Annotated in this window: 25 protein-coding genes and 1 tRNA gene; 10 read left to right on the forward strand and 16 right to left on the reverse strand. The window is 66.9% G+C overall.

Annotated elements, in window-relative coordinates; translation table 11 throughout:
* Window positions 1-125: 125 nt before the first annotated feature.
* From AT699_RS27235 to AT699_RS27255, 5 genes are all read right to left on the reverse strand, one after another.
* Window positions 126-199: transfer RNA gene (locus AT699_RS27235), tRNA-Gly, on the reverse strand.
* Between the two features lie 79 nt (window positions 200-278).
* Window positions 279-1,265 carry a Bug family tripartite tricarboxylate transporter substrate binding protein gene (locus tag AT699_RS27240; protein WP_024070489.1) on the reverse strand — a complete coding sequence of 329 codons (987 nt, stop codon included), beginning with the start codon at window positions 1,263-1,265 and terminating at the stop codon, window positions 279-281.
* A gap of 61 nt (window positions 1,266-1,326) precedes the next feature.
* Window positions 1,327-2,289: a hydroxymethylglutaryl-CoA lyase gene (locus tag AT699_RS27245; RefSeq protein WP_024070490.1), complete on the reverse strand. Its 963-nt coding sequence runs from the start codon at window positions 2,287-2,289 to the stop codon at window positions 1,327-1,329.
* A 40-nt stretch (window positions 2,290-2,329) separates the two neighbouring features.
* Window positions 2,330-3,523: a CaiB/BaiF CoA transferase family protein gene (locus AT699_RS27250; RefSeq protein WP_024070491.1), complete on the reverse strand. Its 1,194-nt coding sequence runs from the start codon at window positions 3,521-3,523 to the stop codon at window positions 2,330-2,332.
* A gap of 144 nt (window positions 3,524-3,667) precedes the next feature.
* Window positions 3,668-4,579: a LysR family transcriptional regulator gene (locus AT699_RS27255; protein WP_024070492.1), complete on the reverse strand. Its 912-nt coding sequence runs from the start codon at window positions 4,577-4,579 to the stop codon at window positions 3,668-3,670.
* Window positions 4,580-4,760: 181 nt separating this feature from the next.
* On the opposite strand from AT699_RS27255, the gene trmB reads away from it, so the two are divergent.
* The 5 genes from trmB to lysM all read left to right on the forward strand — a co-directional run bounded on the left by trmB (window position 4,761) and on the right by lysM (window position 7,773).
* Window positions 4,761-5,531: a tRNA (guanosine(46)-N7)-methyltransferase TrmB gene (trmB, locus tag AT699_RS27260; protein WP_006385759.1), complete on the forward strand. Its 771-nt coding sequence runs from the start codon at window positions 4,761-4,763 to the stop codon at window positions 5,529-5,531.
* The gene (pip, locus tag AT699_RS27265; protein ID WP_006385758.1) at window positions 5,531-6,472 is read left to right on the forward strand and encodes a prolyl aminopeptidase; all 942 of its coding nucleotides are present in this window, start codon (window positions 5,531-5,533) and stop codon (window positions 6,470-6,472) included. The genes trmB and pip overlap by 1 nt, the downstream gene beginning before the upstream one ends.
* 10 nt (window positions 6,473-6,482) lie before the next feature.
* Window positions 6,483-6,683, forward strand: coding sequence for a sulfur carrier protein ThiS (gene thiS, locus AT699_RS27270; RefSeq protein WP_006385757.1), 201 nt, complete (start codon window positions 6,483-6,485; stop codon window positions 6,681-6,683).
* A 279-nt stretch (window positions 6,684-6,962) separates the two neighbouring features.
* Window positions 6,963-7,280: a hypothetical protein gene (locus AT699_RS27275; protein WP_006385756.1), complete on the forward strand. Its 318-nt coding sequence runs from the start codon at window positions 6,963-6,965 to the stop codon at window positions 7,278-7,280.
* A gap of 46 nt (window positions 7,281-7,326) precedes the next feature.
* Complete coding sequence (gene lysM, locus AT699_RS27280) at window positions 7,327-7,773, forward strand: peptidoglycan-binding protein LysM (protein ID WP_006385755.1); 447 nt, start codon at window positions 7,327-7,329, stop codon at window positions 7,771-7,773.
* Between the two features lie 170 nt (window positions 7,774-7,943).
* Here lysM and ffh read toward each other — a convergent pair whose 3' ends face one another.
* Window positions 7,944-9,350 carry a signal recognition particle protein gene (gene ffh / locus AT699_RS27285; RefSeq protein ID WP_020926210.1) on the reverse strand — a complete coding sequence of 469 codons (1,407 nt, stop codon included), beginning with the start codon at window positions 9,348-9,350 and terminating at the stop codon, window positions 7,944-7,946.
* 106 nt (window positions 9,351-9,456) lie between these two features.
* On the opposite strand from ffh, the gene AT699_RS27290 reads away from it, so the two are divergent.
* From AT699_RS27290 to AT699_RS27305, 4 genes are all read left to right on the forward strand, one after another.
* On the forward strand, window positions 9,457-10,299 hold the full coding sequence (locus AT699_RS27290) for a cytochrome C assembly family protein (RefSeq protein ID WP_006385753.1): 843 nt from the start codon (window positions 9,457-9,459) through the stop codon (window positions 10,297-10,299).
* A 1-nt stretch (window position 10,300) separates the two neighbouring features.
* Entirely contained in the window at window positions 10,301-10,567 is a 267-nt protein-coding gene (locus AT699_RS27295) for a PP0621 family protein (protein WP_024070496.1), read from the forward strand.
* Between the two features lie 210 nt (window positions 10,568-10,777).
* Window positions 10,778-11,356: a 1,6-anhydro-N-acetylmuramyl-L-alanine amidase AmpD gene (gene ampD / locus AT699_RS27300; RefSeq protein WP_058207501.1), complete on the forward strand. Its 579-nt coding sequence runs from the start codon at window positions 10,778-10,780 to the stop codon at window positions 11,354-11,356.
* A 17-nt stretch (window positions 11,357-11,373) separates the two neighbouring features.
* A complete protein-coding gene (locus AT699_RS27305; protein WP_024070498.1) occupies window positions 11,374-11,994 on the forward strand; it encodes a glutathione S-transferase family protein in 621 nt (206 codons plus the stop codon).
* 76 nt (window positions 11,995-12,070) lie between these two features.
* On the opposite strand, the gene AT699_RS27310 is transcribed toward AT699_RS27305, so the two are convergent.
* The 7 genes from AT699_RS27310 to AT699_RS27340 form a co-directional block, all read right to left on the reverse strand.
* A complete protein-coding gene (locus AT699_RS27310; protein WP_058207502.1) occupies window positions 12,071-12,622 on the reverse strand; it encodes a hypothetical protein in 552 nt (183 codons plus the stop codon).
* Window positions 12,623-12,665: 43 nt separating this feature from the next.
* Window positions 12,666-13,202 carry a hypothetical protein gene (locus tag AT699_RS27315; RefSeq protein ID WP_058207503.1) on the reverse strand — a complete coding sequence of 179 codons (537 nt, stop codon included), beginning with the start codon at window positions 13,200-13,202 and terminating at the stop codon, window positions 12,666-12,668.
* Window positions 13,203-13,297: 95 nt separating this feature from the next.
* Entirely contained in the window at window positions 13,298-13,855 is a 558-nt protein-coding gene (locus AT699_RS27320; protein WP_058207504.1) for a hypothetical protein, read from the reverse strand.
* Between the two features lie 17 nt (window positions 13,856-13,872).
* Entirely contained in the window at window positions 13,873-16,128 is a 2,256-nt protein-coding gene (locus AT699_RS27325; protein WP_024070501.1) for a hypothetical protein, read from the reverse strand.
* A gap of 188 nt (window positions 16,129-16,316) precedes the next feature.
* The gene (locus tag AT699_RS27330) at window positions 16,317-17,276 is read right to left on the reverse strand and encodes a tripartite tricarboxylate transporter substrate binding protein (protein ID WP_024070502.1); all 960 of its coding nucleotides are present in this window, start codon (window positions 17,274-17,276) and stop codon (window positions 16,317-16,319) included.
* Between the two features lie 107 nt (window positions 17,277-17,383).
* The gene (locus AT699_RS27335) at window positions 17,384-18,415 is read right to left on the reverse strand and encodes an NAD-dependent epimerase/dehydratase family protein (protein ID WP_024070503.1); all 1,032 of its coding nucleotides are present in this window, start codon (window positions 18,413-18,415) and stop codon (window positions 17,384-17,386) included.
* 5 nt (window positions 18,416-18,420) lie between these two features.
* The gene (locus tag AT699_RS27340; RefSeq protein WP_024070504.1) at window positions 18,421-19,896 is read right to left on the reverse strand and encodes an aldehyde dehydrogenase; all 1,476 of its coding nucleotides are present in this window, start codon (window positions 19,894-19,896) and stop codon (window positions 18,421-18,423) included.
* A 92-nt stretch (window positions 19,897-19,988) separates the two neighbouring features.
* Between AT699_RS27340 and AT699_RS27345 the strand changes: the two genes are divergently transcribed.
* Window positions 19,989-20,930, forward strand: a complete 942-nt coding sequence (locus tag AT699_RS27345; RefSeq protein WP_035182028.1) for a LysR family transcriptional regulator — start codon at window positions 19,989-19,991, stop codon at window positions 20,928-20,930.
* Window positions 20,931-21,058: 128 nt separating this feature from the next.
* Here the strand turns inward: AT699_RS27345 and AT699_RS27350 are convergent, their stop codons facing one another.
* Genes AT699_RS27350 through AT699_RS27360 form a run of 3 tightly spaced genes read right to left on the reverse strand, consistent with a single transcriptional unit; the run spans window position 21,059 to window position 25,679 of the window.
* Window positions 21,059-22,417: a TolC family outer membrane protein gene (locus tag AT699_RS27350; protein WP_058207505.1), complete on the reverse strand. Its 1,359-nt coding sequence runs from the start codon at window positions 22,415-22,417 to the stop codon at window positions 21,059-21,061.
* On the reverse strand, window positions 22,414-23,760 hold the full coding sequence (locus tag AT699_RS27355; RefSeq protein WP_024070506.1) for an HlyD family type I secretion periplasmic adaptor subunit: 1,347 nt from the start codon (window positions 23,758-23,760) through the stop codon (window positions 22,414-22,416). The genes AT699_RS27350 and AT699_RS27355 overlap by 4 nt, the downstream gene beginning before the upstream one ends.
* Window positions 23,757-25,679 carry a type I secretion system permease/ATPase gene (locus AT699_RS27360; protein WP_024070507.1) on the reverse strand — a complete coding sequence of 641 codons (1,923 nt, stop codon included), beginning with the start codon at window positions 25,677-25,679 and terminating at the stop codon, window positions 23,757-23,759. The genes AT699_RS27355 and AT699_RS27360 overlap by 4 nt, the downstream gene beginning before the upstream one ends.
* Window positions 25,680-25,808 lie beyond the last annotated feature (129 nt).

Below are 25,808 nucleotides of genomic sequence, written 5' to 3' on the forward strand. Positions count from 1 at the left end.
ATCACTGCACTGAAAGACGCTGCCTTACCAGGAACTCAAACGGTAATTCAGGTTGGAGCATCATGCGAGAGAGAGGCAGCTCACGCGGATCTGGACGTCAGTAGCCGTCCTGGCATTCTTTGGAATGGAGCGGGTGAAGGGAATCGAACCCTCGTATGAAGCTTGGGAAGCTGCCGTTCTACCATTGAACTACACCCGCTCGGGTGTCGTGCCCCGGCACAAGACCGGGGCAGAGGCCAAGATTATAGCCTGGGTTTTTCCGCCCCAGGCCGTCCCTCTCAATTCGCCGTGATGCCCGCCGCCTTCACCACCTTGCCCCAGCGGTCCAGCTCGGCCTGGGTGTAGTCGCCCAGCGCCTTCGGCCCCATGAATTCCGCCTCGGCGCCCTGCTCGGCCGCCTTCTGGCGGAAGGCGTCGGTCTGCATGATCTTCTGGATTTCACCGGCGATCTTCTCCACCACCGGCGCGGGCGTGTCCTTGGGCGCGTACATGGCGAACCAGGACGAGACGATCAGGCCGGGATAACCGGCCTCGGCGGCGGTGGGCACGTCCGGCAGCGACGCCAGGCGCGTGTTGCCGGTGACGGCCAGCGCGCGCAGCTTGCCGGCGGCGATCTGGCCCAGCAGCGGCGGCGGCGTGGTGATGGTCATGTCGACGGCGCCACCCAGCAGGTCGTTCAGCGCGGGGCCTGTGCCCTTGTACGGGATGTGGGTGATCTGCGTGCCCGCCATCTGGTTGAGCAATTCGGTGGCGACCTGCTGCAACGAACCATTGCCGGACGATGCGTAGTTGAGCTTGCCCGGGTTGGCCTTGGCGTACGCGACCAGGTCTTTCAGCGACTTGATCGGCAGGTCCGGCCGCACCACCACGACCTGGGGCGCGGACAGCACATTGGCCACCGGCGCGAAGTCCTTGATCGGATCCCAGCCGGAGGTCGGCGTGACGTGCGGGGTGATGACCTGGAAGCCGGAATACTGCAGCAGCAACGTATAGCCGTCGGGCTTGGCGCGGGCAACCGCCTGGGCGGCGATGCCGCCGGAAGCGCCCGGCTTGTTCTCGACGACCACGCTCTGTCCCAGCGCGGCGCCCAGGGGCTGGGCGATGAGGCGAGCGGCGATGTCGGTGGTGCCGCCGGGCGCGGCGGACACGATCAGCGTCACGGGACGATTGGGAAAATCCGCCTGCGCGTGGGCAGCGCCCGCGGCGGCCAGGCCCAGCGCGATGGCGCAGGCGCGTAGAACGGGAATGGATCGAAATGCGGTCATGCGGTTGTCTCCTTGCTGTTTTTGTATGAAGCGCCCCAGGCGCGTGGTGTGAAGCAAAAACCTATGCGGCGCCGCCGGCCGGCCCGAACCGCTCCGCCAGCCACGCGGGCGGCGGATGCGCGGCCAGGCGCGGCCCGGCGCGCAACAGCGCCATGGGCAGGTCGCGGCCGACCAGCCCCGGCAGTCCGCGCAGGATGGCGAGCAGCGCTTGGAGCGACACGCCCGTGCGCACGCCCATGCACTCGAACATGTGGACCAGTTCCTCGGTGTTGACGTTGCCGCTGGCGCCGGGCGCGTACGGACAGCCTCCCAGGCCGCCCGCGGCCGCGTCGAAGCGGGTGATGCCGGCCTGCCAGGCGGTGACGGCGTTGGCCAGGGCCATGCCGCGCGTATTGTGCAGGTGAACGGTGAGCGCGGTGCCCGGCAAGCGCTGCGCGGCCTGCGCGCACAGCTCGCCGACCTGGCTGGGGTAGGCCATACCGGTGGTGTCGCACAGCGTGATGCCGCGGGCGCCGGCGTCGACCAGGCGGGCGGCCAGGTCCAGCACCTGCCCCGCCGGCACGTCGCCATCGAAGGGGCAGCCGAACGCGGTCGACAGCGAGACGTTGCAAGGCGCGCCGGCGCGTCCGGCGGCCGCCAGCACCTGGCTGAGTTCGTCGAACGACTGCTGCCGGGTCATGCGCAGGTTGGCGCGGTTATGCGTCTCGCTGCACGACATGACCAGGTTCATCTCGTCGACGCCCGCTTCCAGCGCCCGCTCCAGGCCGCGGATGTTCGGCACCAGCGCGGTGTAGATCACGCCGGGCCGGCGGCGGATGCCCTGCATCACGGCGCCGGCGTCGGCCAGGGCCGGAATCGCCTTGGGCGAGGTGAAGCTGGTGACCTCGAGGCGGGCGAAGCCGCAATCGGACAACGCGTCGATGAAGGCGATCTTGTCTTCGGTGGGCACCATGCGCGCTTCGATCTGCAAGCCGTCGCGCGGGCCGACCTCGTTGATTTCCAGGACGGGGGAACCGGTGTTCATGGGTGCATCCTTGCCGCCGGACAGCGGAAATTGAAAGGGCTCATGCGATCACGCCGCGCGCCCGCAGCGCCTCGCGCTGCTCCGCGCTCAGCCCCGCCGCCGCCAGCACCGCGTCGGTGTGTTCGCCCAGCGTCGGCGCGCGCTCGCGCACCGCGCCGGGGTTGGCCGACAGGCACGGAAACACCGCGGGCATGTCCACCGCGATGCCGCTGGCGGCCTCCAGGCGGGTAATGGCGCCGCGCGCCTGGTAATGCGGATCGTGGGCGATGTCGGCCACCGAATAGATGCGGCCCGACGGCACGTCGGCTTCGCGCATGGCCTGCAGCACCTCGTCGATGCTGCGTTCGCCGGTCCAGGCGCCGATGGCCTGGTCGATCTCGGCGACGCGGCGCGCGCGGCCATCGTTGTGCGCCAGGTCGGGATCGCGGCCCAGGTCGTCGCGGCCGATGCGCGCCATCAGCCGGGTGTAGATGGCATCGCCATTGCCCGCGATCAGCACATAGCCGTCGCGGCACGGATAGGCGTTGGACGGCGCGATGCCGGGCAGCGATGCGCCGGCCGGTTCGCGCACGGCGCCGAACACCGAATACTCGGGCAGCAGGCTTTCGCTGAGGTTGAACAGGCTTTCGTACAGCGCCGCGTCGATCACCTGGCCCTGGCCGCCACGGGCGTCGCGCTGGTACAGCGCCAGCAGCACGCCCAGCGCGCCGTGCAGGCCGGCGATGGTGTCGCCCAGCGACAGGCCGGCGCGCACCGGCGCGCGGCCGGGTTCGCCATTCAGGTAGCGCAGGCCGGCCATGGCTTCGCCAATCGCGGCAAAGCCCGGCTCGCGCGCCTTCGGACCGGTCTGGCCGTAGCCCGAAATGCGCAGCATGATCAGGCGCGGGTTCAACGCGTGCAGGGTCTCCCACGACAGGCCCCACTTCTCCAGCGTGCCGGGACGGAAATTCTCGATCAGCACATCGGCCTCGGCCGCCAGCTGGCGCACGATGTCCTGGCCTTCGGGCTGGCGCAGGTCGACGCACACGGACTGCTTGTTGCGCGACTGGGCTTCCCACCACACCGAGGTGCCCTCGTGCAACAGGCGCCATTTGCGCAACGGATCGCCCTGCCCCGGCGGTTCGATCTTGACGACCTGCGCGCCGAAGTCCGCCAGCGTCTTGGCGGCGAACGGTCCCGCGATGAGTTGTCCCAGTTCCAGCACGCGTATGCCGGCGAGTATCTGCCCTGCCATGTCGCCTCCCGGGCGCATCCAACCGATGATGGCGGAGTGTGCGCCATCGTCCGCGGGGGCGGAATGGACGATTCGGGAAGGGGGCATTCCCGGATCGAGAAAGCCCTAGGGCCTGTGCGAGGCTCCTTTTAGTGTGAACAGGCCCTAGGCCGTGCCCGGGTCCTGCGCGCCGCGCAGGTGCGCCAGCAGCAGCCGCGCCGCCACCGGCAGCGCGTCGGCATCGCGCACGCCCAGCAGCAACCAGCGGCGCGCCCAATCGTCGGCCAGCGGAATCAGCCGGATGGGCATGGAGCGCGCATGCGGCTCGGCCGCCAGGCGCGGCAGGATGCCGACTCCGCGCGTGGCGGCCACCATGCGGCAGATGGCGTCGAAGCTGCGCACCTGGATGCGCAGCCGCATGTCGCGGCCCAGCCGGCCGCTCTCGTCGGCCAGGCGGGTGGCCAGCGAGGTGGCGGGCGGCAGGCCGACGTAATCGTAGGCCAGGGTATCGGCGAACGCCACGCTGGCCTGGCGCGCCAGCGGATGGCGCTGCGGCACGATCAGCACCAGCTCGTCGAGCCGGTACGGCACGGTGGCCAGGCCCGCCGCCGGCGTGCGGTCGGCGAACACGCCGATGTCGGCGCGGTTCTCCAGCACGGCGGTGACGATGTCGCTGCTGTTCTGCTCTTCCAGGTCGATGCGCACCGCGGGATGCGCTTCCATGAAGGACGCCAGGTCTTCCGGCAGGAACTGCGTCAGCGACGAGGTATTGGCGGCGATGCGCACCTGCCCGCGCACCCCTCGGGCATAGTCCGACAGCGTGCCGGCCATCTGCTCGACTTCCTGCAGCACCCGCAGGGCATGCACCAGGCAGGCCTGGCCGGCCTCGGTCAGCTCGACGCCGGCCGCATTGCGGTACAGCAGCTGGGTATCCAGCGCCGCCTCCAGGTCCGAGATCCGCTTGCTGGCCGCGCCCACCGCCAGGTGCGACTGGCGCGCGCCGGCCGAGATGCTGCCCTGGCGGGCCACCGAGACGAAAAGCGAGAGCGTGACGAGGTCGATGCGGGCGATATTCATGGCGGACGGGCGGCGCCAGGCGGGCGCCGCGGCTGCACTATAGCGCGGCCCGCCCCCGTCACCGCCCGCCAGGGCGGTCGCGGGCAATAAGTCCCTATTTAATCCACAAGGCGGACTGCAGCCCGGCGGGGCTGCCACTACAATCCCGCCTATGACAACGAACAGCTTTGGGAATCCTCCCGTGAACACCCCCGCAACACCCGGCAACCCCGACGCACCCGCGCCGGTTTCCCCCCAGACCGAAGCCGCGCTGGCCAGCGCCGCGCACGCCCCCAACAGCCCGGGCGCCACCCACATCCGCAGCTTCGTCCACCGCCGCGGCCACATCACCCAGGGCCAGCAGGCCGCGCTCGAACAGTTGCTGGGCAAGTGGTCGATTCCCTACGCCGCCCGGCGCCTGGATCCGGCCGCCGCCTTCGGCCGCGAAGCGCCGACGGTGCTGGAAATCGGCTTCGGCATGGGCGAGACCACTGAAAAAATCGCGCTGGCGCGCCCGGGCGACAACTTCCTGGGCGTGGAAGTGTTCAACGCCGGCGTCGGCTCGCTGCTGCGCCGCATCGAGGATTCCAGCATCCCCAACCTGCGCATCATCCAGCACGACGCGGTCGAGGTCGTGCGCGACATGATCGCGCCGGACTCGCTGGCCGGCGTCCATATCTACTTTCCCGACCCCTGGCCCAAGAAGCGCCACCACAAGCGCCGCCTGGTGCAGCCGCCGTTCATCGCGCTGCTGGCCAGCCGCATCGCGCCGGGCGGCTACATCCATTGCGCCACCGACTGGGAAGACTACGCGGTGCAGATGCTGGACGTGCTGGGCAACGAACCGCAACTGAAAAACACGGTGGACGGCTACGCCCCGCGCCCCGACTACCGTCCCCTCACCAAATTCGAGAACCGTGGCCTGCGTCTGGGCCACGGCGTCTGGGACCTGATCTTCAAGCGAGTGGCCTGATGCTCTACCCCGCGATCGAACCCTACCGCCACGGCATCCTGGATACCGGCGACGGCCACCAGGTCTATTGGGAGCTCTGCGGCAATCCGCAGGGCAAGCCCGCCGTGTTCCTGCACGGCGGCCCCGGCAGCGGCTGCTCGCCGGTGCATCGCCAACTGTTCGACCCGCAGCGCTACAACGTGCTGCTGTTCGACCAGCGCGGTTGCGGCCGTTCGACCCCGCACGCAAGCCTGGACAACAACACCACCTGGCACCTGGTGGCCGACATCGAACGCCTGCGCACCGAAATCATGGGCGCCGACAAATGGCTGGTGTTCGGCGGTTCCTGGGGCTCGACGCTGGCGCTGGCCTACGCCGAAACGCACCCGCAGCACGTCAGCGAACTGGTGGTGCGCGGCATTTTCACGCTGCGCCGCGCCGAAGTGCAGTGGTTCTACCAGGAAGGCGCGTCGTGGCTGTTCCCCGACCGCTGGGAAGAGTACCTGGCGCCCATCCCCGAAGCCGAGCGCGGCGACCTGGTGGCGGCCTATCACAAGCGCCTGACGGGCGACGATCCGGCCGAGCAATTGCGCGCCGCCAAGGCCTGGAGCAAATGGGAAGACAGCACCATCACGCTGCTGCCCAGTCCGCGCCACCAGCAAAGCCACGCCGCCGACCGCGCCGCGCTGGCCTTCGCCCGCATCGAGAACCACTATTTCACGCACGCCGGCTTCATGGAAGAAGGCCAGTTGATCCGCGACGCCCATAAGCTGCGCGGCATCCCCGGCACCATCGTGCAGGGCCGCTACGATGTCTGCACGCCCGCGCGCAGCGCCTGGGACCTGCATCGCGCCTGGCCCGAGGCCGAATTCCACATCGTGCCCGACGCGGGCCACGCCTTCGACGAACCCGGCACGCTGGCGCGCCTGATCGCCGCCACCGACGCCTACGCCAAACGCTGAGGAGACCGACATGCACATCACCCTGAACGGCGACGCCCGCGAATTCCCGCTCGACACCACGGTGAACGAATTGCTCGAAACGCTGGGCTATGCCGGCAAGCGCGTCGCGGTGGAACGCAACGGCGAAATCGTGCCCAAGAGCCAGCACGCGCAAACCGCGCTGTCCGATGGCGACCAGGTCGAGATCGTGGTCGCGGTGGGCGGAGGCTGAGGCAATCGCGCCAACTCCTGCGAAAGATCGAATATCGCAAAAAGGGCTGCAGCAAAAAATGCAGCCCTTTTTTTGCTGCAGCAATGCAGCCCTTTTTTGCTGCAGCAATGCAGCCCTTTTTTCCTCAATCTGACGGAGGGCTAGCAACCTGTTACACGTTAACCCCTCGTCTGGCGGCAACGGCGCGAGTCATAATCGTCGTTGCTGGCGTTGTCGTCGTCAGGTTGTCGTGTTGTTGTTCTAACGTTGCACAATGCCCTGCGGGGCAGAGGAGGCATCATGAACACCGCCGTCATCATCAACCTCATCATCCAGCTTGTCGCCGGCGCGGCCGGTGGCAACGGCCTGGGAAAAATGCTTCAGCAATTCAACCTGGGGCCCCTGGGCAACACCATCGCCGGCGCGATCGGCGGCCTGGCCGGAGGTTCCTGGCTGGCGCCGATGATCACCGCCGGCGCCGGCGCCGTCGCGGCGGGCAACAGCGGAATGGATCTTTCCGCGATTGCCAGCAGCGTGGTCGGCGGCGGCGTGGGCGGCGCGGTACTGACGCTCATCGCCGGCATCGTGCGCAAGATGTTCGTGGGCCGCGCGCCCTGACATGCATCGCTCTTTTTCTCACCGCAACATAGATAAAGGAAACACGATGGGTCTGCTCAATTTCATCAAGGACGTTGGAGAAAAACTCTTCGGTGCCAGCGAGGCCAAGGCGGCGACGCCGGATGAACTGAAGAAAGAGCTCGACAAGCACGGCCTGAACGCCGATGGCCTGCAGATCTCGGTGGACGGCGACAAGGTCACCGTCACGGGCGAGGCCGCCAACACCGAAGCCGCCGAGAAGATCGCGCTGGCGCTGGGCAACACCGTCGGCGTGGCCGCGGTGGACAACCAGTTGAAGGTCAAGCAGGCCGCGCCGGAAGCCAAGATGTACACGGTGCAAAAGGGCGACAACCTGTGGAAGATCGCCGAGGCGCAATACGGCAAGGGCCAGGGCGCCAAGAACACCCTGATCTTCGAGGCCAACAAGCCGATGCTGACCAGCCCCGACAAGATCTATCCGGGTCAGGTGCTGCGCATCCCGCCCCTGTCGTAAACCATGCGAACCGGCCCTCGCGGGCCAGTATCGCGGCGCAGAACCCCCTGCCTGCCGCGATGATTTGGCCAGGCGCAATGCCTGGCCATTTTTTTGGCGGAGATCCCGGAGCACGGGCCGGCGGTCATCGACAGGCCCACGAGACGGGCCGTGCCGCCTTGCCGCGCCGCTCAGCCCTTCATGAAGCGGCCCATGCCCTTCATGCCGCCCATGGCGCGCATCATCTTGGCCATGCCGCCCTTCTTCATCTGCTTCATCATGCCCTGCATCTGCTCGAACTGGGCCAGCAGGCGGTTGACCTCCTGCACCGGCACGCCCGAACCCGCCGCGATGCGGCGCTTGCGCGAAGCCTTGATGAGTTCCGGCTTGGCGCGCTCGGCCGCCGTCATGGAATTGAGGATGCCCTCGGTGCGGCGCAGCTGCTTTTCCGCCTGGCCGCCCTGCAGCTGGCCGGCGGCCTGCTGGAACTGGGCCGGCAGCTTTTCCAGCAGCGAGCCCATGTCGCCCAGCTTCTTGACCTGGCCAAGCTGGTCGCGGAAATCGTTCAGGTCGAACTTGTTGCCCGACTTGATCTTGGCCGCCAGCTTCTGGGCCTCGGCGATGTCGATGTTCTTCTGGGCCTGCTCGACCAGCGAGACGATGTCGCCCATGCCCAGCACGCGCTGCGCCATGCGCTCGGGATAGAACGGCTCCAGGCCGTCCAGCTTTTCCGAGACGCCGACGAACTTGAGCGGCTTGCCGGTGACATGGCGCACCGACAGGGCCGCGCCGCCGCGGGCATCGCCATCCAGCTTGGTCAGCACCACGCCGGTCAGCGGCAGCGCCTCGGCGAAGGCGCGGGCGGTGTTGACCGCGTCCTGGCCCTGCATGGCGTCGACCACGAACAGCGTTTCGACCGGCTTGACCAGGTCATGCAGCGCGCGGATCTCGCGCATCATGGCCTCGTCGATGCCCAGGCGGCCCGCCGTGTCCAGGATCAACACGTCGTAATGATGGCGGCGGGCATGGTCGACCGCGTTGCGGGCGATGTCCTCGGGTTTCTGGCTGGGGTCGCTCGGCAGGAAATCGACGCCGACCTGCGCCGCCACGCTCTTCAGCTGGTCGATGGCGGCCGGGCGGTAGACGTCGGCGGACACCACCAGCACCTTCTTCTTGCCGGTCTTGCGGCCGTGCTGGGTGTGCTGGCCTTCGCTCAGCCAGCGGGCCAGCTTGCCGGTGGTGGTGGTCTTGCCCGCGCCTTGCAGGCCGGCCATCAGGATGACGGCGGGCGGCTGCACCGCCAGCGACAGTTCGCCGGAATCGGCGCCCAGGTCGCCGCCCATGAGGGCGGTCAGTTCCTTGTGGACCACGCCCACCAGGGCCTGGCCGGGACTGAGGCTGCCGGCGACTTCTTCGCCCAGCGCCTTTTCCTTGACCCGGGCGACGAAGTCGCGCACCACGGGCAGCGACACGTCGGCTTCCAGCAGGGCCATGCGCACTTCGCGCAGCATTTCCTGGGTGTTGGCCTCGGTCAGGCGGGCTTCGCCGCGCAGCGTCTTGACGACGCGCGACAGGCGTTGAGTTAGGTTATCGAGCATGAGAGGCGTTTCCGCTTAAACTAGTTGATTGAACGGTGGCCGCAGGCGCGGATTGCGCACTGTCGGGCGGCATGCGCCCCCAGGCCCCATCCAGACAACGGTTTCTATGTCACTAGGCATTGTATTTCACACAGCGGCCGCCCTGGCGTACGCCGTGCTGGGGGGATCCCTCTGGATCCGCCTGGCGGGCGCCGGGGAAGTCGAACAAACGGGCAAGATCGCCCGTCTGTGCCTGCTGGGAGCCCTGGTTCTCCATGGAATCGGGCTGCAACAATCCATGCTGGGGGCCCCGCACCTGTTCATCGGGTGGGCGCTGGCCCTGTCGGCCGCCATCTGGCTGGGCATGGTCGTCTTCTGGCTCGAAAGCCTGCTGGTGCGCATCGACGGCCTGCAATTGCTGCTGCTGCCGGCCGCCACCCTGGCCAGCGGCCTGGCCGCGCTGTTCCCCCAGGGGCAGTTCGTGCCCCACGCCGACAACGCCTGGCTGCGCGCGCACCTGCTGATCGCCCTGGCCGCCTACGGCCTGATCACCATCGCCGCCCTGCACGCCATGATGATGGCGCTGCTCGACCGCCACCTGCACCGTCCCCTGGACGCCCCCGCCGAGCGCAGCATCATCGGCCGCGTACTGGACTCGCAGCCGCCGCTGCTGGTGCAGGAACAGCTGCTGTTCCGCATCATCTGGATCGGCTTCGTGGTGCTGACCCTGGCCGTCGGCTCGGGCTCCATCGCCTCCATGAAGCTCACCGGCCAGATCCTGCCGTTCGACCACAAGACCGTCTTCACCCTGCTGTCGTGGTTCACCTTCGGCGTGCTGCTGGCCGGGCGCCACATCTGGGGCTGGCGCGGCCGCGTCGCCCTGCGCTGGACCCTGACCGGGTTCGGTTTCCTGATCCTGGCCTACACCGGTAGCCGGTTCGTGCTGGAAGTCATTCTGCATCGAGGCTGACGTGGGCAAGCTGCTGTTCTGGATCGTCATCGTCATCGGCGTGCTGTTCGTGGCGCGCATCGCCGGCCGCATGGCCGCGGCCCGCCAGGCCCCTCCGGCCGGCGCCAAGCCCCGCGGCACGGCCAACCCGCCCGCCGCCAGCGCCCCCGAGGCCATGGTGCGCTGCGCCCACTGCGGCATCCACCTGCCGCGCTCCGAAGCCCTGCTGCAAGGCGGCCGGACCTGGTGCAGCCAGGAACACGCCCGGCTGGGGCCGGCGGCCAAATAAAGGCTGGCCTGAACGGCTGGCCGGTCCGGATTCGCCGGTCAGCCAGCCCGCCATTCCGCCAGCCGGCCCAGCCTGCTAGCTAGCCAGCCAGGAGAGGCTCGCCCATCACCGGACGCACGACGGCACCGCCCCCGGTGGGCCCCGCCCTCATTCGCTCCCTTTTTACACGCACGGCATAATGCATGTTGGATACCAACCTGCTTTCCTCCCATGCCCCTGCTTCTGGATCGACATGGCTGGCTGGCGCCGGCCCCGGGCGTTTCCCGACTGCCCTCCCCCAATTGCGACGCGCGTCCCCACGGCGCCCAGGTGTCGCTGCTGGTCCTGCACAACATCAGCCTGCCGCCCGGCCAATTCGGCGGCTCCGAGGTCGCCGGCCTGTTCCTGAACACGCTGGACTACGGCTCGCACCCCTGGCTGGAACGCCTGCGCGGCCTGAGGGTGTCGGCCCATTTCTTCGTCCGCCGCGACGGCCGCATCGTGCAGTTCGTCTCCACCGATGCGCGCGCCTGGCATGCCGGGGTGTCGCGCTTCGGCGGCCGCGAGCGCTGCAACGACTTCTCCATCGGCATCGAGCTGGAAGGCACCGATACCCTGCCCTACACTGACGAGCAATATCTGGCGCTGCGCCGGCTGACGCCGGTGCTGCGCGCGCGTTACCCCCTGGCGGCCGCCTGGGGCCATGAACACATCGCCCCCGGCCGCAAGACCGACCCGGGGCCCGCTTTCAACTGGACGCGCTTCGGGCGCGACAGCGGCTTTGCGCGGCGGCAATTGCCGCCCGCCTGACCTTACAAGGACCGGTTATGTTGAAGATCTGGGGACGGCTGACGTCCGTCAATGTGCAGAAGGTGATGCTGGCCGTGCGCGAACTGGCGCTGCCGCACACCTTCATCGAGGCCGGCGGCCCGTTCGGCGTGGTCGACACGCCCGAGTACGCCAAGATCAACCCCAACCGCACCGTGCCCGCCATCGACGACGGCGGCTTCGTGCTGTGGGAATCGAATGCCATCGTGCGCTACCTGGCCGCGCGCTACGGCGCCGGCACCCTCTGGCCCGAGGACGTCTGCCTGCGCGCCGACGCCGACCGCTGGATGGACTGGCAGACCACCGAATGGCAAGGCGCCATGGTCCCGGCCTTCCTGGGCCTGATCCGCACCCCCGAAGCCAAGCGCGACCACGCCGCCATCGACCTGTCGGTCAAGCGCAGCAACGCCCGCGCGCAGATTCTGGACCAAGCGCTGCAAGGCCGCGAGTTCATCGCCGGCCGCCACCTGACCATCGGCGACATCGCCCTGGTGTGTTCCGCGCACCGCTGGCTGGGGCTGCCGATCGAACGACCGGACACGCCGGCGCTGTCGGCGTGGTACCGCCGCGTGATGATGCGGCCGGCGACGCAGGGGGTGTTGACGTTGCCGTTGGAGTAGGGCCTCCCGGCACGCAGGATGGCGACGTTCATTGCCCAGGCTGCGGCGACAACCTAATGGGGGAAAGAGACCCGCCTCATTTCCGGCGGTCTTTGATCCACGCCCTGACGCGGCGCACCGACATCGTGACTTTGACGGACAACATGGCGGCGCTGAACAGCCATCCCAAAGCCGCGCCAGCCAATGCCGCCCACGACAATATCGGCTTGATATCGGGATCATCCAGACTGCTCCAACCTATCCACGCAAGCGCTGGAAAAGCGAAGATCAGGCACAAGACCGGCACGAAATAGGACATGTCCACGCTTATCAAAACAAACCGCCGCCTGAACCCCGGCGTGCAGTGGAGCGTGGAGACCGGCAGGTCTTTGACAAGCTTTTTGTGTTGAACGTGAGTCACGGCGACCAGAATGATCCCCAGCGCCAGCGACAGCCATAAGAAACCGGCGCGAAACAGAGCCGGAATGGTCAGAATCGCCGTACCTGTCGATGCCGCAGTCAGCCTCTGGATCGCCCTCATGGTTGCTTCGTCGACGATGTAGCCGGGCTTGTTCCAACCCATCCTGCCGTAGTAGATGATGGTGCCGTCGTCCAGGGTTTCGAACAGCCCTCTCGGTGCCAAGTTCATGTCCCATCTCGATGGACAATTCGTCCGCAAGATCGTGGCACGACTATCTCCCGCGCCAGCCGACCCGCGCCTTGATCTTGGCAAACAGGAAGGCGAAATTTACTGCCCACGCCGCAAACCCGACGATGACGACCGACCATATCAAGGCCGGGCTCAATCGGGATGCGCCATCAAGCTTGGAAAATGCCAGGGCGGCGACTGCGGGCAGCAGAAAGATGTTGGGCACGATCAGGGCATAAGACATGCTTCTGCCGATCAACATCAGCCTCTTACCGAACCGAGGCCGTGGATATAGCGAAACCGGCAGTGTCTTGATGAGCCTGTTGTGCCGAACATAAAAGGAAACGGCCGCCGCTGCTGCAAGCAGCATCGCCGTCCAGCGATACCCCGCGGTGAACGCAGGAGAGATGCCAAAGGCCGAAGCCGCAAATAACTCCACGTACAAACGCCGGATGGAACGCATGGCGGCCTCGTCCACGTGGTATCCGAGCGCATGACCATCCCGTCTACCGTAATAGTAGATAGTCGTGCCGTCTTCCTTGGTCTCGAACAAGCCGGTGTATGTAAAACCCGAACGCATCACTATCTCCGAAAACCGAGCATCTCTAGTGTCTTCGCTTAACCGAAGAACAGGTTGCCTGAGACGACAACCGAAGGGCGGGAAGGAGATCTGCCTCAATTCCGGCCGTCTTTGAGCCATGCCCTCACTTTACCGAGCGACCGCTTGATCTTGATGAAAAAAAGCGCGGCGAACGTCACCCAGCACACGACGACCACACCGAGGAACGTCCACACCGCTACCGGATCTCTCTCCTGGTCATCCAGTGTTCGCCAGAACGCCACGATAAAAAACGGGAGAACGATCAGCAGGCTAGGGACCAACATCCAATATGACGCATTCCGACTGAGCAGCACCCAGCGCCTTTTGAAACCTGGGTTGAAATAGCAAGCGGAGACAGGCAGATCCTTGACGATTTCCTTATGGCGAAGATGCGCACCAACGATCAAGATTAGTCCGACCACCAGCGACAGCCACCAGAGGCCGGCGCGAACCATGGCGGGAATTGTCACAAGTGATGTGCCGGATGCCCAGGCGTACAACCTCCGGATGGCCTTCATGGCAGCCTCGTCAACGATGTAGCCGGGCGCGTTTCGACCCATCTTGCCGTAGTAGATGATCGTGCCGTCTTCCTTGGTTTCAAACAGACCCTGCATATTCGACCCGATAGCCATTTTTTCCGCTCAACTACTCAACCGAAGAAGAGATTTGCGTCGTCAAGGAAGGGATAGATATTGCCGGTCGCATATTCCGACCACAAGCTGTTGTCGTTGGACGGGTTCAGATAATTGGTGTACTCCACGAAGAAGTCGGCCTCACCGGAGCCGGTTCTGTCCCCTTCCAGGCGCACCGTCGTCCAGAAGTAGCCTCCTTCATCGCCGACCGTCTGGTCCGGGATGTTGGATCCATGAGAAATGTGGGTCACATATCTGACTTCACCGGCATGACCGGTGAAAGCATGTTCCCCGATGAACCTCATTGCCTGATATCCGTCGACGTTGACGTCACCGTCGAGATTGGAAAAGTCGAGGACATCGGGATCGAGCCGGAAACCGAAATGGCCACCCAAGTTCAGATACTGGGGAGCGTAGTGCCTTGCATTGAAGTCATCTGCTTCTGAGCCGGTAGTCAGGCCATGAACGAACTTCGTGGTGATCTCCCCACTGCCTGGAGAGGCAAAATCCCCATCATTGAATATCACACGATTCCCTCCGCCATGCAGGACGAAGGTATCGTTTCCCGCCCCACCGGTCATCGTCACACCCCCGAGCATGTCACCGACGATGATGTCGTCATAGCTGCTACCAATGATGTAATCGATGTTCTTATAGATATCATCGGATAATCGAGCGCATGAACCGGAATTCAACTCTTCCGATGCAAACCATCCTCGAAGTAATGGCAGGGCGTTGCCATACGTGAGGAAGTGATCGTAGATCCGACCCGGATCAATGCCGAGCGCGTAAGCGCGATCCAAAATCCATTTTTCCATACGGTCATTATCCTGGATGAGGATGTCGACACCTTTTTCGTTCAACGAAAAATCGAGCACGTTGTAGCCGTCTGGACTGCCGATGATGGTATTGGCCCCACCATGATCGGCTTTGGGCATGAACCAGTTGATTGCCTTGCCACCAATCATCTTGTTTGGCGTGTCGTCGCCGATGAACAGATAAGATCGTTCATTCCCGCCTTCGAAAGTCTTGACACCGTTATCCGGGGTGATATCGGCATATCGCACAGTCTCAGGTGGAGCTCGCATACTCACATTCTCACCGGCAAGATCAATGCCTGCCACATCTTCGGAATCAATAGTCCCGGCAATGCTGGCAAGGATACCGGGCAGGAGGGCAACCGCATCCGGATACCGATCCGGGTGCTCGACGATCTCCCGCATCGCCAGATAGATTTGATAGTCGGAAAACTGCACTACCCCATCTTCAAGGAAAAGTGGACTTGGATGTGCAGACATATCTTCGGCAGGCGAGGGAAGCGCGCTTCGCTCGCCGTGTTGAAGGAAATTGGCACCGGCAGCCGACGGGGGCTCGATCAACTGGGGATCTACATTGAATAGAGCGTCATTGATAAGCTTGGCTGCGATGCTCTTAACCCCGATTAGATCTGAACCAAAGGCAACGCCGGCGCCTATTACGACCGATGCGGCAACGACTGGACCTGCCGCGGCAATGCTCAACGAGCCCAGTACCGCAAAGGCAATTCCTTCCGCGACCAGATAATTAAACACCAGCAGTGCTGCCTCGGAACCTATTGCTACCTTGGGCGGCGTGCCTGCGGCGATATCCTTCTGAATGGCATTCCAACTAAACACGCCCTGAATGAATGCGTAGTTCTTGCGGGACATCCACTTCAAAACCTTGAATGCTTGCTCATCCAGATTGTGCTGCAGCAACGTGCCGATGTGCTTCAGTAGATGCCCAGTCTCCGGCACAATCGCATTCACCGCCGATGCGGCCAAACCACTGGAGGATGTTGGATCGCGGTAATGCCTGGACTCCTCGCCATAATGGGAAGCGTAATAGTCCTCTTTTCCCTTGATCACTGAGTCGAGGTATCTCGCATCACCCCAGATGGGAGGCGAGGAAGGCGGGCCCGCCAAGTAGTACAGCCCATGGTCCACGTCCCACAGCCCGGACTCCAATGCCGGCCCGCCCCAGTTCGAGGGCACAGGCGCGGAGTCTACAATCGGCGCGGGCGCAGCCTCCGGCGTCGGTTCCTCAACAGCCACAGTGAAATCAGGGACCTCGCTGGGCGGGTCGGGGTCTTCGATCGGGTATCCCCATCCCCCCCAATCCCAACCCATCAACCAGTCCCACTCAGGTCGCGAGTACAAGTCCCAATCCCACATTCCCCCCGCCCCGCCCCAACCAGACGGGTCCGGCGGCCAAGTGCCATAAACGGTGACGGGGGCAAGCGTAGGCGTGGGCATGATGCGGCTCCTGATCGCGGATCATCAATAGCCGCCCGCAGGCACGCGGGCGACCGTCTATAGACATAAACGGTTGAGCCGCGATTTACAGTAAAAAAAAGCCGCAATTCAGACCAGTTCTCAGACACTGGCCCGCGTCCCGCGATCCGGAGCATGTCGCCGCAATCGCGGGGCCCCCATCTGACGCGCTACTCCACCCAGGGCGTGCTCGCCCAGATCTTCCGCAGCCGCCCATCATCCTGCTTCAGGCGTTCCTGCCACTGCGGCCCATCCTGGTAGTCCATCTCGGTGAACTGCTGCTTCATCTGCGCCTGGAACTCCGGATTGGCGGCGACCTTGCCCAACGCCTGGCGCAGCTTCTCGGCGACATCCGCCGGCAAGCCCTTGGGCGCGACAATGCCGCGCTCGGAGGCGAACACCAGGTTCACGCCCAGCTCCTTGAAGGTCGGCACGTCCGGCCCCAGCGGCGAGCGCGTCTCGCTGGCCTGGGCCAGCACGCGCATGTTCTTGCCGTGGTAGGGCATGACTTCGCCCAGGTTCAGGCCGCCGATCACGGTGTGCCCGCCCAGCACCGAGCTGCGCAGCGGCCCCGCGCCGTTGTAGGGCACGTGGTTGAGCTTGGTGCCCGTCAGGTTCTGGAACAGCACCAGCGCCAGGTGATCATCGGTGCCCACGCCGGTCGAGCCATAGCTGATCGAACCCGGCTTCTCGCGTGCCGCCTTGATCAAGGCATCCAGCGTCTGGTACGGACTGTCGGCGGCGACGCTGAAGGCGCTGGGATCGCGCACCAGGTTGGCCAGGTAGGTGAAGTCGGCCGTGGTGAAGCCGGCCTTGCGTTCGATCGGCAGCGACACCAGCCCGGGCATGTTGGTCATTGCCAGCGTATAGCCGTCGGGCTTGGCGCGCGCCACGTACGACAGCGCGATGGCGCTGGACGCGCCCGGCTTGTTCTGCACCACGATGGTGGTGCCCAGCTCCTTTTCCAGGAACACCGCCAGCGAACGCGCCGTCAGGTCGGTGCCGCCACCGGGCGCGAAACCCACCACCAGTTCGATGGGATGGTCGGGCCAGGCCCAGGCCGGCCATGCGGCGCACAGCGCGGCCACGGACAGCGCGGCGCGAGCGGCCGCCTTGCGTGAAAAGAACATGGTTGTCTCCTGTTTGGGTAATGCTGTTGTTATGCGTTGTGATTGGCCGGAAATGCCGGCCGGTCACGCGGGACGGCTGCGACGGCCGCCCCGGTTCAAACTGTTCCCTAACCGACCTTCCCCCCTTCCTGCGCCTCGCGCCACGCCAGCAGGCGCGTCACGCCTTCGGCCATGCCCACTTGCGGCTGCCAGCCGATCTGTTGTCCCGCCAGATCGTGCGGGATATGGAAAGCGCCGCCCGAGGTCAGGCGCACGGTGCCCGGAGGGTCCGGCCGGATCTCCGGTTCCAGGTCGCTCTTGCAGTAGTCGAGCACCAGCCGCACCAGTTCACCGGTGGTGATGGGTGCCGGGCCGGACACGTTCACCGCGACATCGGTCGCGTCGCTCTGGAACGCGGCGACGTTGGCGCGCGCCACGTCCGAGACATGCACGAAGTGCTTGGTGTCGGTGCCGTCGCCGGGCAGCACGGGACGCTCGCCCTGGCGCACGCGGTCATAGGTCTCCATGATGTACAGCGAATTCGCGGCGCGGTAGTGCTGGCGCTCGCCATACACGGTGGAATAGCGCAACACCACATAGTCCAGCCCGGCCTTCTGGTAGTACTGGCGGCACAGCTGCTCGCCCATGATCTTGGAGGCGCCATACAGGATCGCCGCGGGCGGCGCGCCGACGGAATGGAACGGGCCGTTCTCGGCCAGCGCGCCGGCGATGCCGCTGCCGTAGCCGTAGACCGCGTTGGACGAAGCGAAAACGAACTTCTTCACCTTGTTGGCGCGGCAGGCTTCCAGCATGTTCTGCGCGCCGCGGATGTTCACGTCCACCGCTTGCCACGGCGTCTGCGCGAAGCCCAGCGTCATGTAGGCAGCCAGGTGCAGCACGCCATCCACGCCATCGGTCGCGGCCAGCAGGTCGGGCAGGCGCATCAGGTCGCCGCGCACCACTTTCACGCGCGGATTGCCTTGCAGGTGGGCGATGGCCTCGGGCGTGCCAAAGGCGAAGTTGTCCAGCAGGATCACCTCGCGCACGCCGGCGGCCAGCAGCGCGTCGGCGGTGTGCGAGCCCACCAGGCTGGCGGCGCCGGCGATCAGGATGCGGGCATCGGCCAGCGGCAGCGCCGCGCTTTTCTTGTCTGTCGTCATGTGATTCACAGTCCCATCGGTTGATTGTGCATGCCCCAGTACAGGCTCTTGACCTGGCTGTAGAGGCGCAGGCCGTGCAGACCTTTCTCGCGGCCGATGCCGCTGGCCTTGAAGCCGCCGAACGGCGTGGCGATATGCGATTGCTTGTAGGTATTGATCCAGACCGAGCCCGCCTCGATCTCGCGCGCCACGCGCCAGGCGCGGGCGTAGTCGCCGGTCCACATGCCGGCGGCCAGGCCGAAGGGCGTGTCGTTGGCCTGCTCGATTACGTCTTGCTCATCCTCGAACGGCAGCGCCACCAGCACCGGTCCGAAGATCTCCTCCTGGCAGACGCGCGCGCCATTGCCAAGGCCGTCTATCACCGTGGGCAGGTAGAACCAGCCATTGGCCAGCTCGGCGCGATCCGGCGCGGCGCCGCCGACCAGCACGCGGCCGCCTTCGGCGCGGCCGATATCGACATAGCCGGCGACCTTGTCGCGATGCGCGCGCGACACCAGCGGCCCCATCTGCGTGGCCGGATCATCGGGCAGGCCCACCCGCACCTGGCGCGTACGTTGCACCAGCGCCTCCATGAAGCGGCCATAGATGGACTTCTGCACGAACAGGCGCGAACCGGCCACGCAGCTTTGCCCGGCCGAGCCGAAGATGCCCGACACCACGCCGGCCACGGCGCGGTCCAGGTCGGCATCATCGAACACAATGTGCGGCGACTTGCCGCCCAGCTCCAGGCCCACGGGAATCAGGCGCTGGCCGGCGATGCCACCGATGGCGCGGCCCGTTTCGGTGCCGCCGGTGAACGACACCATGCGCACGCCGGGATGCTTGACCAGCGCGGCGCCGACGTCTTCGCCGTGGCCCGGCAGCACCGTCAACAGCCCTTCGGGCAGGCCGGCCTCGGCGCAGATGCGGGCCAGTTCCAACGCCAGCTGGGGGGTTTCCTCGGACGGCTTGAGCAGCACCGCGTTGCCCGCGGCCAGCGCCGGCGCGGCCTTCTGCGCCTCGTTCATGATGGGCGAGTTCCACGGCGTGATGGCCGCGATCACGCCGAACGGCTCAGCCAGCGCCATCGAGAAGTACTCGCCGCGCGGCGAGGTCATCTCGTTCTGCCAGGTCTCGCAGACGGCGGCGTAGTAGCGGAAATGCCCGGCCGCGCTGTCGACCATGTTCAGGCATTCCTTCCAGGGCTTGCCGCTGTCGATCATCTGCAGCCGCGCCAGCGGCTCGCGCTCGGCGGCCAGGCGGCGGCTGATTTCGTACAGCGTGGCGGCGCGCTGGTCGGGACGCAGCTTGCGCCACGGCTGGCGCTGGAACGCGTCCCAGGCGATGGTCACGGCCGTATCCACGTCACGCGGCAAGGCGCACGTGACGCGTCCGGCAATACTGCCGTCGGCGGGATTGATGGAGGTGATGACGGCGTCGCCGTCTTGGCTGTGGCGCCAGTCGGCGCCCAGCCGGAAGGGCTTGTGGCTCGATGCGTGCATAAGGGTCGGGCAATCCAGGGGACTTCGGTAGACGCATCATCGGCCCGTCGACTATTAGGCACAATTCGATATTTTTCTTATATTCTTAGCCCATGGCTATGAATATCAAGTACCGGCCGCTCAAGGCCTTCCTGCTGGCGGTGGATACCGGTTCGTTCACCCACGCCGCCAGCCAGCTGGGCGTGACGCAGCCGTCCTTCACCGCGCTGATCCAGGACCTGGAGGACGTGCTGGGCCTGCGCCTGTTCGAGCGCACCACCCGCAGCATCAGCCTGACCTCGGCCGGGCAGGACTTCTATGCCCGCGCGCAGCGCCCCATCGCCGACCTGGAAGAAGCCTATCGCAGCCTGGCGGACCTGGCGGCGGTGCGGCGCGGCAACGTGACGCTGGGCGCCCTGCCCTCGACCGCGCTGGCGCTGCTGCCGGTGGCGGTCGGCGCGCTGCGTCAACTGCATCCGGCACTGAAAGTGCGGGTGGTCGAGGCCCACAACGACGAGCTGGTGGCCATGCTGCGCACCAACCAGATCGAGTTCGCCGTCGGCGCGCTGGCCGAGCCGGCGCCGGACCTGTCGTTCACGCCGCTGGCCGAGGATTGCTTTTGCGCCATCTACCCCGAAGGCCACCGCCTGGACAGAAAACGCGGCCCGCTGCATTGGCGCGACGTGCTGCGCTACGACCTGATCCTGCTGTCGCAAGGCTCCAATGCGCGCCAGCAGTTCGACCGCGCGGTGCGCGAGGAAACCGGCGCGCCGGCCACCGCCTTGCGCTACGACGTCACCAACATGGGCACCGCAGCCGGCATGGTGCGCCAGGGCCTGGGAGTAAGCGTTTTGCCGCGCCTGGCATTGCCGGAACTGAACCTGGCCGGCCTGCGCGCCGCGCCGCTGTGCGACGCCTCGGCCCGCCGCGCCATCGGCCTGCTGCACCGGCGCGACCGCTCGCTGTCGCCGGCCGCGCAGGCGCTGGCGGCGCAATTGGCGACGGCCATGGACGAGATCGTTCGACGGCTGCTGCCGCTGCCGCCGGTGAAGTGATCCGACGACGCGCTCCATTCGTCGACGGTCGAACGCGCATCCGCATGCCGGTGCACCCCGCCACGAACAGCGCCCCTGGCCAAACGCCAGAGCGGTCTTGCACCGAACGCGCCCCCCCGACTGCCGGCTCAGCCCGCCACGAACAACGCGCCAATGCGCGCCACATCGTCGTCGCTCAACACCCCGGCTTGCCACCTCAGCGTCAGCCACGCCAGCAGGTTGTCGTAACGCGCCCGGTCCAGGTCCCGCAGCGCCTCGAAGCGCTGGCGTTCGGCGTCCAGCACATCCAGATTGGTGCGCTCGCCGCCGAGCACGCTGCGCCGTGTGGCGCGCACGCGCTGCGCGGCCGCCTCGGCCGCCTGCCGGTAAGCGGTGATACGCTCGCGGCTGCTGGCGAACGTGTGGAATTGCCGCGCCAGGTCATCGAGCAACGCCCATGTGGCGGCGTCGAGCTTGTGCTGCGCTTCCTCCGCTTCAGCCAATGCCTGGCCGCTGGCCGCCGAGGTGCGCCCGCCGGAATACAGCGGAATGCTGACCTCGATGCCCACAGAACCGGAGTCATAGCGCTGCCCGATCTGGTTCTCGCCGTTGGAATTGGTCCGCTGCTTGCGCGCCACCAGCCGCGCCGTGGGCAGGTGCCCCGCGCGGGTGGCCTGGTAGCGCTGGCGGCTGGCTTCAAGCAGGTGGCGCTGGGCCAGCAATTCCGGATTGCTCGCCAGCGCCAGTTGTCGCCACGCGGACAAATCGCGTCCCTCCACCGCCAGCGCGGCCAGGGCTGATTCCTGCAAGGGCGCAAGCAAATTGTCGGCCAGCCCCGGCCCGACAATCGCCCTTAGCGCATTGCGCGCGTCGCGCAGCCGGTCCCGCGCCTCGATCTCCTGGGCCTGCACCACGTGCGCGCGCGCCTCGATCTCCAGTTGATCCGTGCGCGTGCCCTGCCCCGCCGCGACAAAGCGCGCGCTGCGGCGCGCGTCCTCTTGCAACGAGCGCTCCTGCGACTGCGTCAATGCCAGGGCTTGCTGCGCGTACAGCACGGCGGTGTACGCCTGCAACAGGCGCACGGCAAGCGCCTGGCGCGCGCGCTTCAGCGTCAAGCCGCCCGCTTCGGCACGCTCGCGCCCGGCGCGGTACTGCGCAAACGCCGCCGCGTCGAACAGCGGCTGGCTCAGCGTGAACCCCGAGGCATAGCTGGCGTAGCGCGAGCGCTGCTCCAGCGCGCCCCAACGCGTCTGCTGCCGCGACGTCGTATCGTTGCGGGCACGGCTGTAGTGATAGCTCAGGTTCGGCAACAGGCCGCTGCGCCCCAATGCCGCCTCCTCGGCGTCGGCCCGTTCGCGCGCACGCGCCGCCTGCCACGTGGGATCGGACGCCAGCGCCATCGTGTACGCCTGCTGAAAATCCAGCGCCTGCGCCGCCCCCGATCCAGGCATGAACACCGCCACCATCAACATCCATGCCGCCGCGAGCCTGCCCTGCCAGCGCTTCATGCGTCACCCCACGCCAGCCGCGCGCGATCGAGCAGGGGCTTGAACAGATAATTCAGCAGCGAACGCTCGCCCGTGCGCACGAACACCTCCACCGGCATGCCGGCGCGCAACGGCGCATCGCCGATGCGCCGCAGCTGGCCCGGCGCCACGTCGGCGCGCAGGCGATAGTAAGGGCGGCCGTTGCGGTCATCCTCGAACCGGTCCGCCGACACCAGCGTCACGGTTCCCTCCAGCCGCGGCGTGCTGCTGGCATCGAAAGCCGTGAACATCAGCTCAACCGGCAGGCCCGCGCGCACCTTGTCGATGGACTCCACCGGCAACCGCCCCTCGACCACCAGCGGCACGTCCTCGGGCACGATCTCCATCAGGCGCGAGCCGGGCTGCACCACGCCCCCGACCGTGTGCGTGGCCAGCGCCACGACGGTACCGCTGACCGGGGCGCGGATCTCGCTGTGCGCCAGGTCGAATTCGGCCGTCGCCAGTTTCTGCGTCAACTGCTCGCGCTGCACGCGGGTTTCCGCCAGATCGGTGCGCACCTCGCGCTGAAACGCGTCGCGACGCTGCTGGCCGCGCAGCGCCAGTTCCGCGATCTGCTGGCGTGTCTGTCCCAGGGCGCCCAGGTCCGAGGCCAAGTCGCCGTCCAGTTGCGCGAGGCTGCGCTCCAGTTCCAGCACGCGGTTGCGCGGCACGTAGCCTTCGCGCGCCAGGTCGCGCAGGTTGCCCAGCTGTTCCCGCAGCAGGGCGCGCTGCGTGCGCTTGTGCGCCAACGTCGATTCCAGGCCACCGGCCAGGGCCCGGCTGCCGGCCAGCGTGGCCTCGATGCCGGCCAGTTCGCCCGCCAGCGCCGCGCGGCGGCTGGCGAACAGTTGGCGCTCCATCGCGTAGGCGGCGGCCGCTTCGGCATTCGCCTGCGCATCGGGCGGCGCAAGATCATCCCGGCCATCGCGCTCGGCCAGCAGGCGCGCTTCGCGGGCCATGACGGCCGCCTGCTGCGCGCGCAGGCTCCGCGCCTCGCCACGCACCCGGGTATCGTCCAGCCGTACCAGCGCCTGGCCGGCCCGGACCGGGTCGCCTTCAGCCACCAGCAAGGCGCTCACCACGCCGCCCTCGATACTGTCCACCGCCTGCCGCTCGCCGGTCACGACGACGATGCCGGGCATCGCCACACCGTTGTCCAGCGGCGCCCACGCCGCCCACGCCAGGAAGCCACCAAAGCCCAGCGCCAGCACCCACCAGCCGAAGCGGGCCGACCAGCCGCCGTTCTCGTCAGCGTCCGCTACCGGCTCGGCCTTGTCCAGTTCGGGCCGCAGCACCACCACACGATTGCCGGCGCGTCCCGTCATGCCTTGCCTCCGAAGATCAGCCCTGAAAACGCGCCGCCGGCCAGGGGGTACACCTGCGCCACGGCCCCGCCAGGGCGTGCCTGCGCCGGTGGAGCTGTCCCGCCGGAAGCCGCCGCGCCCGCCGTGCTGGCCGTCGCCGCCGGGCGGTTGCCCGCCGCGGAGGTCGACGCCGAGGGCGATGCCATCGTCCCTGACGCGCTCTCAGGCGGCGGCCGCAGCACCTCATGGGTTGCACCGAAGCGCTGCGCTTGGCCATCGCGCAACAACAGCAGGTGCGTCGTTGCCGCCAGCACCTTGGGCCGGTGCGTCACCAGCACCACCGTCGCGCCCGCCTCCCGCAGCCGGCCCAGCGCATCAAGCAAGGCCTGCTCGCCGGCGTCGTCCAGGCTGGCGTTGGGTTCGTCCAGCACCACCAGGCGCGGCGTCCCGTACAGCGCCCGCGCCAAGGCGATGCGCTGGCGCTGCCCGCCCGACAATCCCTGGCCACCGGTACCGATCGGCGTGTCATAGCCACGCGGCAAGGCCAGGATCATGTCGTGCGCGCCGGCCATGCGGGCAGCGTCGATCACGCGTTGGGCCAGTACTTCGCCATCGCTGTCCGGGGTGGGAAAGCGCGCGATGTTCTCGGCCACCGTCCCGGAGAACAGTTCCACGTCCTGCGGCACATACCCCAGCCACTCCCCCAGCCGCCCTCGCTCCCATTGCCGCAGGTCGGCGCCATCCAGGCGTGCCGTGCCCAGGCGGGCCGGCCAGACACCCGCCACCAATCTGGCCAGGGTCGACTTGCCCGCGCCCGAGGGGCCAACCACCCCCAGCACCAGCCCTGGCTCCAGCGAAAGCGACACGTTCACCAGCGTCGGCTGCGCCGCGCCCGGCGGCGTCACCGTCACGCCCTCCAGCCGCAGCGCGCCCTTTGGCTCGGGCAGCGTCAGGCCCGCGGCTGGCGCCGGATACGTCGCCAGCAACTCCTGCAAGCGCCGCCACGCCAGCCGCGTGCCGGCCCATTGCCGCCAGGCGCCGATCACCTGATCGATCGGACTGAGCACGCGCCCCATCAGGATGGAACCCGCGATCATCATGCCGGCGCTGACATGGCTCTGCAGCACCAGCCACGCGCCCAGGCCCAGCACCAGCGATTGCAGGGCCATCCGCACCGTCTTCGACACGCTCGCGATCACCGCCGAGCGCTGGCTGGCCATGCCCTGGCGCCGCACATAGCCCACATGCAGCCGCTGCCAGCGCGCGCGCAATCGATCCAGCATGCCCATGGCCTGGATGGCCTCGGCATTGCGCAATTGCCCGTCCGCCTCCACGCCGGCCCGCACCGACAACCCGCCCGCCTCGGCCAACAGCTTGCGCGACACCTGCTCGTTGAGCCATGCCAACGCCACCAGGATGATGGTCCCCGCCAACGCCAGCGTGCCCATCCAGGGATGGAACAGGAACATCACCAACAGGAACAGCGGAAACCACGGCGCATCGAAGAACGCGAACACGGCGCTGCCGGTCAGGAACTGACGCACCGTATTCAAGTCGCTGACCGCCTGTCCGGCGTTGGCTGGCACACCCGCAAGGCCGCGCCGGAACGCCGCTTCATGCACGCGCCCCGCCAGCGCCGCGTCAAAGCGCGCGCCGATCTGGATGATGACGACGCCGCGCGCGTAATCCAGCGCGCCCATCAACGCGAGCAGCCCGACGATCATCAGGCTCAGCATGACCAGCGTGAAGACATTGCCGGACGCCAGCACACGGTCGTACACCTGCAGCATGTAGAGCGACGGCGCCAGCATCAACAGGTTGGCGGCGACGCTGAAGGCCGCCACGCTGACCCAGCCGGTGCGAAAGCGCGCCAGGAGCGATTTGATCTCCAGGGCGCCCACGTCCTGTGCCGCAACTGTACGCGTCTGGTTTTGCCGCATTGGTTTTCCTAGCCCGGATGACTGCCGGGACACGCAGAATGAAGAAACAAAAAGACGGTCGCGACGGGGGATAGGCCCGCCGCGACCGTGACCCACGCGCCCGAGAAAGCGCGGGGAAACTCGCGGGTG

The organism is Achromobacter xylosoxidans, from assembly GCF_001457475.1.
GTDB lineage: Bacteria > Pseudomonadota > Gammaproteobacteria > Burkholderiales > Burkholderiaceae_B > Achromobacter > Achromobacter xylosoxidans.

Coding starts and splice junctions, on each gene's coding strand:
- AT699_RS27255 (WP_024070492.1), bottom strand. CDS start 4,579: ATGAATATCGCCCGCATCGACCTCGTCACGCTCTCGCTTTTCGTCTCG.
- AT699_RS27350 (WP_058207505.1), bottom strand. CDS start 22,417: ATGAAGCGCTGGCAGGGCAGGCTCGCGGCGGCATGGATGTTGATGGTG.
- AT699_RS27335 (WP_024070503.1), bottom strand. CDS start 18,415: ATGACGACAGACAAGAAAAGCGCGGCGCTGCCGCTGGCCGATGCCCGC.
- AT699_RS27330 (WP_024070502.1), bottom strand. CDS start 17,276: ATGTTCTTTTCACGCAAGGCGGCCGCTCGCGCCGCGCTGTCCGTGGCC.
- ampD (WP_058207501.1), top strand. CDS start 10,778: ATGCCCCTGCTTCTGGATCGACATGGCTGGCTGGCGCCGGCCCCGGGC.
- AT699_RS27345 (WP_035182028.1), top strand. CDS start 19,989: ATGGCTATGAATATCAAGTACCGGCCGCTCAAGGCCTTCCTGCTGGCG.
- AT699_RS27305 (WP_024070498.1), top strand. CDS start 11,374: ATGTTGAAGATCTGGGGACGGCTGACGTCCGTCAATGTGCAGAAGGTG.
- lysM (WP_006385755.1), top strand. CDS start 7,327: ATGGGTCTGCTCAATTTCATCAAGGACGTTGGAGAAAAACTCTTCGGT.
- ffh (WP_020926210.1), bottom strand. CDS start 9,350: ATGCTCGATAACCTAACTCAACGCCTGTCGCGCGTCGTCAAGACGCTG.
- AT699_RS27245 (WP_024070490.1), bottom strand. CDS start 2,289: ATGAACACCGGTTCCCCCGTCCTGGAAATCAACGAGGTCGGCCCGCGC.
- AT699_RS27340 (WP_024070504.1), bottom strand. CDS start 19,896: ATGCACGCATCGAGCCACAAGCCCTTCCGGCTGGGCGCCGACTGGCGC.
- AT699_RS27320 (WP_058207504.1), bottom strand. CDS start 13,855: ATGGCTATCGGGTCGAATATGCAGGGTCTGTTTGAAACCAAGGAAGAC.
- pip (WP_006385758.1), top strand. CDS start 5,531: ATGCTCTACCCCGCGATCGAACCCTACCGCCACGGCATCCTGGATACC.
- AT699_RS27360 (WP_024070507.1), bottom strand. CDS start 25,679: ATGCGGCAAAACCAGACGCGTACAGTTGCGGCACAGGACGTGGGCGCC.
- AT699_RS27325 (WP_024070501.1), bottom strand. CDS start 16,128: ATGCCCACGCCTACGCTTGCCCCCGTCACCGTTTATGGCACTTGGCCG.
- AT699_RS27250 (WP_024070491.1), bottom strand. CDS start 3,523: ATGGCAGGGCAGATACTCGCCGGCATACGCGTGCTGGAACTGGGACAA.
- AT699_RS27355 (WP_024070506.1), bottom strand. CDS start 23,760: ATGACGGGACGCGCCGGCAATCGTGTGGTGGTGCTGCGGCCCGAACTG.
- AT699_RS27315 (WP_058207503.1), bottom strand. CDS start 13,202: ATGCGTTCGGGTTTTACATACACCGGCTTGTTCGAGACCAAGGAAGAC.
- AT699_RS27290 (WP_006385753.1), top strand. CDS start 9,457: ATGTCACTAGGCATTGTATTTCACACAGCGGCCGCCCTGGCGTACGCC.
- AT699_RS27275 (WP_006385756.1), top strand. CDS start 6,963: ATGAACACCGCCGTCATCATCAACCTCATCATCCAGCTTGTCGCCGGC.
- AT699_RS27310 (WP_058207502.1), bottom strand. CDS start 12,622: ATGAACTTGGCACCGAGAGGGCTGTTCGAAACCCTGGACGACGGCACC.
- thiS (WP_006385757.1), top strand. CDS start 6,483: ATGCACATCACCCTGAACGGCGACGCCCGCGAATTCCCGCTCGACACC.
- AT699_RS27240 (WP_024070489.1), bottom strand. CDS start 1,265: ATGACCGCATTTCGATCCATTCCCGTTCTACGCGCCTGCGCCATCGCG.